This window comes from Polaromonas sp., from assembly GCF_039930745.1.
Lineage (GTDB): Bacteria > Pseudomonadota > Gammaproteobacteria > Burkholderiales > Burkholderiaceae_C > Polaromonas.
The window spans coordinates 1-8,787 of record NZ_JBDTTH010000123.1 but is presented as its reverse complement, the minus strand read 5'-3'; the positions used below and the strand labels follow the sequence as shown (position 1 = coordinate 8,787).

At 62.9% G+C, this 8,787-nt stretch carries 8 protein-coding genes and 1 pseudogene; 6 read left to right on the top strand and 3 right to left on the bottom strand.

Annotated elements, in window-relative coordinates; all coding sequences use genetic code 11:
- From ABI660_RS21735 to ABI660_RS21715, 5 genes are all read left to right on the top strand, one after another.
- The coding region (locus ABI660_RS21735) for a tripartite tricarboxylate transporter TctB family protein (protein WP_348072062.1) at nucleotides 1-302 on the top strand (302 nt) is incomplete at its 5' end.
- Between the two features lie 9 nt (nucleotides 303-311).
- On the top strand, nucleotides 312-1,823 hold the full coding sequence (locus ABI660_RS21730) for a tripartite tricarboxylate transporter permease (RefSeq protein ID WP_348072060.1): 1,512 nt from the start codon (nucleotides 312-314) through the stop codon (nucleotides 1,821-1,823).
- Between the two features lie 112 nt (nucleotides 1,824-1,935).
- Nucleotides 1,936-2,928, top strand: a complete 993-nt coding sequence (locus tag ABI660_RS21725; protein WP_348072058.1) for a tripartite tricarboxylate transporter substrate binding protein — start codon at nucleotides 1,936-1,938, stop codon at nucleotides 2,926-2,928.
- A 63-nt stretch (nucleotides 2,929-2,991) separates the two neighbouring features.
- Nucleotides 2,992-4,602, top strand: coding sequence for a gamma-glutamyltransferase family protein (locus ABI660_RS21720; protein ID WP_348072056.1), 1,611 nt, complete (start codon nucleotides 2,992-2,994; stop codon nucleotides 4,600-4,602).
- A gap of 9 nt (nucleotides 4,603-4,611) precedes the next feature.
- On the top strand, nucleotides 4,612-5,553 hold the full coding sequence (locus ABI660_RS21715; RefSeq protein WP_348072054.1) for a DMT family transporter: 942 nt from the start codon (nucleotides 4,612-4,614) through the stop codon (nucleotides 5,551-5,553).
- A gap of 486 nt (nucleotides 5,554-6,039) precedes the next feature.
- On the opposite strand, the gene ABI660_RS21710 is transcribed toward ABI660_RS21715, so the two are convergent.
- Both ABI660_RS21710 and ABI660_RS21705 read right to left on the bottom strand, forming a co-directional pair.
- Nucleotides 6,040-7,110 (bottom strand): M48 family metalloprotease, encoded by a 1,071-nt coding sequence (locus ABI660_RS21710; protein WP_348072052.1) that lies wholly within the window; start codon nucleotides 7,108-7,110, stop codon nucleotides 6,040-6,042.
- A 19-nt stretch (nucleotides 7,111-7,129) separates the two neighbouring features.
- Nucleotides 7,130-7,711 (bottom strand): SH3 domain-containing protein, encoded by a 582-nt coding sequence (locus ABI660_RS21705; protein WP_348072050.1) that lies wholly within the window; start codon nucleotides 7,709-7,711, stop codon nucleotides 7,130-7,132.
- Nucleotides 7,712-7,747: 36 nt separating this feature from the next.
- On the opposite strand from ABI660_RS21705, the gene ABI660_RS21700 reads away from it, so the two are divergent.
- The gene (locus ABI660_RS21700) at nucleotides 7,748-8,542 is read left to right on the top strand and encodes an SDR family oxidoreductase (protein ID WP_348072048.1); all 795 of its coding nucleotides are present in this window, start codon (nucleotides 7,748-7,750) and stop codon (nucleotides 8,540-8,542) included.
- A gap of 34 nt (nucleotides 8,543-8,576) precedes the next feature.
- On the opposite strand, the pseudogene ABI660_RS21695 reads toward ABI660_RS21700, so the two are convergent.
- Nucleotides 8,577-8,787, bottom strand: a pseudogene (locus ABI660_RS21695) (methyl-accepting chemotaxis protein); the annotation flags it as partial.

Sequence of the window (8,787 nt, the reverse complement as noted above, 5' to 3'; positions counted from 1 at the left end):
TGGTGGAAGCCGAGGGCGGTGACAAGATCGGCAAATGGGCCTGGAAGCCGCTCTTTTTCATCATTGCTGCCAACCTCGTGTTTGGGCTTTTGCTGGCAGGTCTGCCCAGCATCGGCTTTCCCGCTTTCGGCATGATTGTTGCCATTTACGCCCTGACGTTTGTGGCCAGCATGGCGGAGCCGGGATGGAAATTCAAGGCGACCTTCATTCTGGCAACCGTCCTGGCTGTCGGTAGCTATATCGCCTTTGTTGTGGCGCTCAAACTGCAATTCCCCGTGTGGCCTGAGTTCATCACGGGTTAAGGAAAAGTCATGGAACTGATTGAACATTTGTCGCTTGGTTTTGGTGTGGCCTTCACGCCAATCAACCTGCTTTACGCCTTTGTGGGCTGCCTGCTGGGAACGCTGATTGGCGTGTTGCCCGGCATTGGCCCGGTCGCCACCATCGCCATGCTTCTGCCAGCGACCTACGCGCTGCCACCCGTGTCGGCGCTGATCATGCTGGCCGGTATTTATTACGGCGCTCAGTACGGCGGTTCGACCACGGCCATTCTGGTGAACCTGCCTGGTGAGTCCTCGTCGGTGGTGACCTGTATTGATGGCTACCAGATGGCCAGAAAAGGGCGAGCGGGGCCTGCGCTCGCTGCAGCTGGTCTGGGGTCGTTCTTTGCGGGCTGTTTCGGCACGCTGATCCTGGCGGCTTTTGCGCCGCCGCTGACCGAACTGGCCTTCAAGTTTGGCCCGGCCGAATATTTCGCGCTGATGGTCCTGGGCCTGATTGGCGCCGTGGTGCTGGCATCTGGCTCACTGCTCAAGGCGATTGCCATGATTGTGCTGGGCCTGCTGCTCGGGCTGGTGGGCACCGACGTGAACTCCGGCGTGGCGCGTTTCAGCTTTGATGTTCCGGAACTTACCGACGGCATTGGCTTTGTCGTGATCGCCATGGGTGTGTTCGGCTACGGCGAAATCATCAGCAACCTGGCCCAGCCCGAGCACGAGCGTGAGGTTTTCACCGCCAACGTGTCAGGCCTGATGCCGACCAAGCAGGATTTCAAGGACATGACACCCGCGGTGCTGCGTGGCACCTTCCTGGGGTCGGCGTTGGGCATTTTGCCTGGCGGCGGTGCCTTGCTGTCAGCCTTCGCGTCCTACGCGCTGGAAAAGAAGATGAAGATGAAGCCGGGTGAAGTCCCCTTCGGGCAGGGCAATATCCGCGGCGTGGCCGGCCCCGAGTCCGCCAACAATGCCGGTGCGCAGACTTCCTTTATTCCCTTGCTCACCCTGGGTATTCCGCCCAATGCCGTGATGGCGCTGATGGTCGGTGCGATGACCATCCACAACATTCAGCCCGGTCCGCAGGTGATGACCAGCAACCCGGAACTGTTCTGGGGTCTGATCGCCTCCATGTGGATAGGCAACGCGATGCTGATCATCCTGAACCTGCCGCTGATCGGCATCTGGATCAAGCTGCTGACCGTGCCCTACCGCTACCTGTTCCCGGCGATTGTGCTGTTCTGCGCAATTGGCGTGTACTCGACCAATAACAACACCTGGGACGTCTGGATGGTCGGCATTTTTGGTGTGATCGGTTATCTTTTTGTCAAGTTGGGCGCCGAGCCCGCGCCGTTGTTGCTCGGCTTCATCCTGGGACCGATGATGGAGGAAAATCTGCGTCGCGCCTTGCTGCTATCGCGCGGCGACTGGAGCGTGTTTGTAACGCGCCCGCTGTCAGCCGGTCTTTTGGGCGCCGCTGTTCTCATGCTTGTGATTGTGCTGTTGCCAGCGGTCAAGAGCAAACGCGAAGAGGCTTTTGTTGAGGACTGATGCCTCGGTGAATCTTCCAGAAAAAGGCGCCTCCGGGCGCCTTTTTTTTTGATCAAAAAAGACGGAACCCAGGTATGGGAAAAACAGGGCCAAACCGTTGCACAATGGCGAGATGAAACGTACGCATGCTATCTTTCTGGCGACCATCGGTGCGGCTTGTGCTGCCATTCTGCCCGCTGCGGCCCAGACTTCTCCCGCGGCTTCCGGCGCCTATCCTGCGCGTCCGATCCGCATGATCGTGCCGTTTCCGGCAGGTGGGGCCACGGATATCCTGGCTCGGGCGCTGTCGCAAAAACTCGGTGAAAAAATCGGGCAGACCGTGGTGGTCGACAACCGGCCTGGTGCCGGCGGGACCATAGGCGCCGACGCCGCTTTCAAAGCCGCGCCGGACGGCTACACGCTGCTGCTGGCCACATCGAGCACACACAGCATAGGGCCGGCCATCAACCCGAAAATTCCCTACAACGCCGAAACGGACTTCACGCCTGTGGGCTATGTTGCGAGTTCGCCCAACATTGTGCTGGTGCCCAACTCCTCGCCGGCCAGGACCATGCGCGAGTTCATGGATCATGCGCGGAAAAATCCGGGTCGATTGAACTATGCGTCCAGCGGCAACGGCACCATCGTGCACCTGACCACCGAGTACTTCAAGGCGCAGTCTGGCACCTTCATTCTTCACATTCCCTACCGCGGCACGGCGCTGGCCATGCCGGACCTGATCAGCGGCAAGCTCGATGTGCTGTTTGATTCGTTTGTCACCGGCATGCCGCATGTCAAGGACGGCAAGTTGCGCGCCCTGGCGGTGACCAGCCTCCAACGCACGGCACTGGCGCCGGATCTTCCAACGGTGTCCGAGACCCTTCCGGGCTTCGAGTCCGTGACATGGTTCGGCGTGTACGGTCCCAAAGGGCTGAGTGCCGAGCTCACGGCCAGGGTGAACCAGGCGCTCAATGCGGCGCTGGCCGATGCCGAGGTGAAAGAACGGTTTGCCCGGCTGGGTGCCGAACCCACCGGAGGCACGCCCCAGGCTTTCGCGGCCATGGTCAAGGCCGACAACGCCAAGTGGAAAAAAATCATCTCGGAGCGCAAGATCACCACGGAGTGACAGTGTTTATTTCTCTATTTCGCGCCAGGGCCTGGTGCCCGTTTCCTCATTGCAGAACCGTTCATGAACTTCAATTACGCCAACCCCTACACCTCGACCCGCATTCCCCTGTTTGCCCGCAATGTGGTGTCCACTTCGCATCCGCTGGGCGCCCAGGCCGGGCTGCGCATGCTGCTCAAGGGCGGCAACGCGGTGGACGCAGCGATTGCTGCCGCCGCTGCCATGACCATCGTCGAGCCGGTCAGCAACGGGCTGGGCAGTGACGCCTTCTGCATCTTGTGGGACGGCAAGGAATTACACGGCCTGAATGCCTCGGGCCGTGCGCCGCAGGCCTGGACACCCGACTATTTCAAGCGCAAACACGGCGCCGGTGCCTCCACCCCGCCCAAGCGTGGCCTCGATTCCGTGAGCGTGCCGGGCGCCGTGGCCGGCTGGGCGACCATGAGCGAGCGTTTTGGAAAGCTGCCTTTTGCGGACCTGATGGAGCCGGCCATCGAGATTGCCGAGCGCGGCTACCTCGTGCCCCCAGTGGTGCAGCAAAAGTGGGCGGCAGCAACGGATGAACTGAAGTCGCTGCCTGGCTTTGCGCAGTCTTTTTTGCCCTGGGGCCGCGCCCCGAATGTTGGCGAGCTGTTCCAGTTCAAGGCCGCGGGCAGGGCGCTGCGCGCCATCGCGCAGAGCAAAGGCGCCGCCTTTTACGGCGGGGAAATTGCGCAGGCGTTGGAGAAATTTTCCGCACAAAACGGCGGCAGCCTCACGGCCAAAGACTTGGCGTCCTACCAGCCGGAATGGGTCAAGCCGATCGGCAAGGACTACCGCGGCCACACCCTGCACGAGATTCCGCCCAATGGCCAGGGCATTGCCGCGCTGATTGCGGTGGGCATCCTGGACAAGTTTGACGTCGCCGGCATGGCGGTGGACGGCGTGGATTCGCAGCACCTGCAGATCGAGGCGATGAAGCTGGCCTTTGCCGATGTCTACAAATATGTGGCCGAGCCATCGTCCATGGCGGTGAGCGTCGATCAAATGCTCGATGACAGCTACCTCGCTTCTCGTGCCAAACTGATCGACATGAAAAAAGCGCAGGACTTCGGCGCCGGCAATCCGGTCAAGGGCGGCACCATTTACCTCACCGCAGCGGACGAAGATGGCATGATGGTCAGTTTCATCCAGAGCAATTACATGGGTTTCGGCTCGGGTTGCGTCGAACCCGAGTTCGGCATCAGCCTGCAAAACCGCGGCCACGCCTTCAGCCTGGAGCCGGGTGCCAACCAGGTTGCGCCGGGCAAGCGCCCTTTCCACACCATCATCCCGGCCTTCCTCACGAAAGACGGGCAACCGGTGATGAGTTATGGCGTGATGGGCGCCAACATGCAGCCGCAGGGCCACATGCAGACCCTTGTGCGCATGCTCGACTACAAGCAAAACCCCCAGGCCGCCTGCGATGCACCGCGCTGGCGCTACAACGCCGGTCTGGAAATCAATGTCGAGGCCGCCATGAACGCGCAGGCAGTGCAGGGCCTGGCGGACCGCGGTCACCGCGTGGAGGTCATCAACGACTCCTACCAGGACTTCGGTGCGGGCCAGTTCATCTGGCGTGCGGGCGACACCAAGGTCCAGGGTTATGTGGCCGCCAGCGACAGCCGCCGCGATGGACAGGCTGTCGGTTTCTGAAAACTTCCCTTGACTCAAAGTTCAGAACAAAAAACCTCTCCAGCCCATACACAACGGGCGCAAGCAGCTTCCAAAAGCATAGCAACCGGACTGCTGCTCGCGACCTTGGGCGCGATTGCATTCAGCGGCAAGGCGATCATCGTCAAGCTCGCTTACCGTTATGGCGTCGATGCGGTCACGCTGATCATGTACCGCATGCTGTTTGCGTTGCCGATTTTTTCCGTGATGGCCTGGTGGGCTAGCCGGGGCAAGGCGGCGCTCACACGCAAGGACTGGCTGGGCGTGCTCTGGCTGGGATTCACCGGTTACTACCTCGCGAGTTTCCTGGACTTTGCCGGGCTGGCCTACATCACCGCTTCACTGGAGCGTCTGATTCTCTACCTCAATCCCACGCTGGTCCTGCTGCTCGGGTTGGTGCTTTATCGCCGGCGCGTCAGTGCGCGGCAAATCATCGGCATGGCGATCAGCTACAGCGGCGTGGTGCTGGTCTTCGGCCACGAGATCACCCTGTTGGGCCCAGAGGCCGCCTGGGGTGCACTGCTGGTTTTCCTAAGTGCCATCAGTTATGCGCTGTACCTGGTTTACAGCGGCGAGATGGTCAAGCGGCTGGGTGCACTGCGGCTGGTGGGCCTGGCCACCACCGTGGCCTGCCTGTGCTGCATTTTGCAGTTTCTGCTGCTCAGGCCGCTCAGCGCTGCGGCTGTGGCGCCCGAGGTGATCTGGCTGTCGGTGCTCAACGCCACCCTGTGCACGGCTGCGCCGGTGCTGATGGTGATGATGGCCATCGAACGCATAGGCGCCAGTCTGGCTGCGCAGACCGGCATGGTCGGCCCGATGTCCACCATCCTGATGGGCGTGCTGATTCTCGGGGAGCCGTTCACCGCTTGGGTGGCGGCGGGGACGGTATTGGTGATCGCGGGGATTTTTGTGTTTACTCGCGCGGGGAAGTGAGGGTTGCAGCTTTGTTTGCGTCACGCTGCGCCTCCCGTTCGCCCTGGACAGTAGGCGAAACTCCCCACTCCCAACCCCCCGCCCTTCCCTCGCCCCGCTGGGCGATGGAAGGGAGCCTCATTTGGCTGCGTGTGCTGGTGCCGCGTGCAAACATGACAGGCGCGTCAGGCCTCCCCGTATTGGTATCCGTATTCGTGTCCCCCACCCGTCGGGCTGGGCCGAGGAGCGCAGCCGAAAACGGATCAGGGCGAGCGATTGTCTGAGCCGAAGGCGAGTTCGAGCTCGACCCCGTTTTCGGCGAGCACCGCAGGTTGCCTGGAGCGAAGCGGAAGGACCCAGACCATCGGGTCGCCTTTTTCTTTGCTTACTTTCTTTTTGGCGACGCAAAAAGAAAGTGAGTTGCCGCCGGGCAACCCCCGGCTAGCAGGAAGAACCACTTACTCGCAAGTCTTGAACAGACTGAGTCCGAATGCGGAAAATCGAGCTTTACTTTTTCACCGGCACCCGCCGTTCGGAGCGCGCGGTGGCCGCTGGCGCATCGACCCGGCTGGCCGTGCGTGCGGCCGCAAGTCTTTCCATGCGTTGCGCCACGGTGATGGCGCTTTGCCCACTCAAACCGTCCATGCGATTGCCCATGGCTTGCTCCAGCAGGTCCAGCCTCTGCTGGGCCGGCGGATGTGTGCTCAGGGACAGGGCAAACAGCGGGTTGTCAGGCGTGGCGGTGCGCAGCTGCTGCAGCACGGCCACCAGTCCGTAGGGATCAAAGCCGGCGCGTGCGGCCAGGGCCACGCCGCTGCGGTCTGCATCGAATTCATCAGTCTGGTCCAGCCCGCGCGAGTACAGGTCGCGTCCAAGGCTGAGGAACTGGGCCGACATCGCACCGGCCAGTTCGCCCTTGACCTGTGAACCGATGACCCGGGTCAGCAGGCCAGCCCTGGCCGTTTTGGCGATGGCCTGCAGATGGTGTTTGGCCGTCACGTGGGTGATCTCATGCGCCAGGATGCCGGCCAGCTCGGCTTCGTCGGCAACGCGATCCAGCAGGCCTTTGGTGACAAATACATAACCACCGGGCGCGGCGAAGGCGTTGAAGCCGGGATCGTCCAGCACCACAAAGGTCCAGGGCAGATGCGGCCGCGCGGACTGCAGGCTGATCCAGCGCCCGAGCTGGTTGACATAGCGCTGCAGTGCCATGTCGGGGTGCAGGGGCTTGCTGCCCAGAAGCACCGCGGCGAGCTGGCGGCCAATTTCGATTTCTTTCGGCTCGTCGATCTGCTCGAGCGACTGCGACAGCAGGCCGATCAGGTCGGCGCCGCGAGCCGCCTGGCCACCGCCCGCCGGGGCCAGGCTGGCACCCAGCATGTTCCCCAGCACGCCTCCGGCCGATGCGGGCTGCGGTTGGGCTGGTGCTTCCGCGGGGGCCGCCTGGCGCAGGAATGAGCCGAGCAGGTTGATCGCCTTGCCGGCGTCCTGGCTGCGCGCCGGCGTGTTCGCCAGGAGGCCGGCAAGGGTCAGCGGCAGCAGCCACGCTGTGCATACGCGGGTGGGTAGCGTTTTCATGAGCGCGGCTCCTGGCTTGTCAGTTGTTGTGGTTGGTAGCGGGGCTGGTGGTTTGCACGGGGGCCGGTGCGGGCAGGGAATCCACCGCCCGGCTGGCCAGTGCGGCGCTGCTGGCGAACTGCCGCGCCTGGTCCGCGTCCAGGCGCAGCGTATCGGCCTGTGCCACGGCCGCCATGTTGGGCTGCGAGCGCGCCAGGTCTTCAGCGCCCAGCCCGCGGATGCCGACGGTAGAGGTGGCCGTGGTGGCGCCACCCTGGGCGCTGCCCTTGTTGAAGAAGCTGGTCAAGCCGCGCAATGCATTGGCACCGGCGCTGGGCGCGGCAGCAGTGCTGGCCGACGCCACATCAAACATGTGGACCCAACCGCTGGCGCCCTCGACGGTGCGCACCTGGATCCAGGCGCCCTGGCGCGCACCCAAGCGCGTGACGGGCGTGCGCGCGGCCAGGGCGGCCAGGCTGCGCGAATTCTCGCCGGGCGCTTCGCGCAGCTCGGCCGCGCGCTTGATCAGCACCGACTCGTCCTGTGCATGGGCCAGGGTGCTGCCCAACAGCAGGGCGCAAGAGCCCAGCCAGGCAAAACGCTTGAATTTACTCAGTATCATGGCCCATCACCTCCCAACGATTAAGTGGAAATTATTATGGATTTAGGTATTGCAGGCAAATGGGCTTTGGTTTGTGGCGCAAGCAAGGGCTTGGGCCTGGGTTGCGCGCAGGCACTTGCGCGTGAGGGTGTGAATGTGCTGATCGTCGCGCGCGGCGCCGAGGTACTGCAGTCGGCCGCTGCAAATTTGATAGCTGACAGCGCCCGTCCGGCGGGGGCTGAGGTCCAATTTGTTGCTGCAGATATCACCACCGCCGCGGGTAGGGCGGCAGTATTTGCAGTGCGTCATGACTTCGACATTGTGGTGACCAATGCCGGCGGGCCACCACCCGGCGACTTCCGCGACTGGGACCGCGACGCCTGGATCAAGGCGGTCGATGCCAACATGCTGACACCCATCGAGCTGATCAAGGCCACGGTGGATGGCATGGCGACGCGTGGCTTTGGGCGCATTGTCAACATCACCTCTAGCGCGGTGAAGGCGCCCATCGACATCCTCGGCCTGTCCAACGGCGCGCGTAGCGGCCTGACCGGTTTTGTCGCTGGCGTGGCGCGCAGCAAACTGGCGGCGCAGGGGGTGACCATCAACAACCTGCTGCCCGGCGCTTTTGACACCGACAGGCTCAAGGGCACCATGAAGGGGGCTGCAGAAAAAACCGGACAGCCGCTGGAAGCCGTGCTGGACGCACGCCGCAAAACCATTCCGGCACAGCGCTTCGGCTCGCCCGAAGAGTTCGGTGCGATCTGCGCGTTTCTGTGCAGCGTGCACGCGGGCTACATGACGGGCCAGAACGTGCTGGCCGATGGCGGGGCTTATCCAGGCAGCTTCTGAGTTGCCCTGGCACTGGCCCTGAAGCGGCCGGTGTTCAGAACGTTTCCCATTCCCCACTGGCGGTAGCCAGCTTGGGCGCTGCGATGGCCTGTTGGGCCCGTGGTGGCTGCGGCTGTTTGCGCGCTGCGTGCCGCACGGGGCCTGCTCCCCGCTGAGCAGCCCCTGGCTGACGAGGTGCCTCGTTATCCAACCGGAACACACTGACCACCTGGGACAGCCCGCTGGCCTGCTCCTGCAAGGAAGAC

Bases quoted from the DNA above. Each gene is read 5' to 3' on its own strand.
- ABI660_RS21730 (WP_348072060.1), top strand. From the start codon at position 312: ATGGAACTGATTGAACATTTGTCGCTTGGTTTTGGTGTGGCCTTCACG.
- ABI660_RS21725 (WP_348072058.1), top strand. From the start codon at position 1,936: ATGAAACGTACGCATGCTATCTTTCTGGCGACCATCGGTGCGGCTTGT.
- ABI660_RS21720 (WP_348072056.1), top strand. From the start codon at position 2,992: ATGAACTTCAATTACGCCAACCCCTACACCTCGACCCGCATTCCCCTG.
- ABI660_RS21710 (WP_348072052.1), bottom strand. From the start codon at position 7,110: ATGAAAACGCTACCCACCCGCGTATGCACAGCGTGGCTGCTGCCGCTG.
- ABI660_RS21705 (WP_348072050.1), bottom strand. From the start codon at position 7,711: ATGATACTGAGTAAATTCAAGCGTTTTGCCTGGCTGGGCTCTTGCGCC.
- ABI660_RS21700 (WP_348072048.1), top strand. From the start codon at position 7,748: ATGGATTTAGGTATTGCAGGCAAATGGGCTTTGGTTTGTGGCGCAAGC.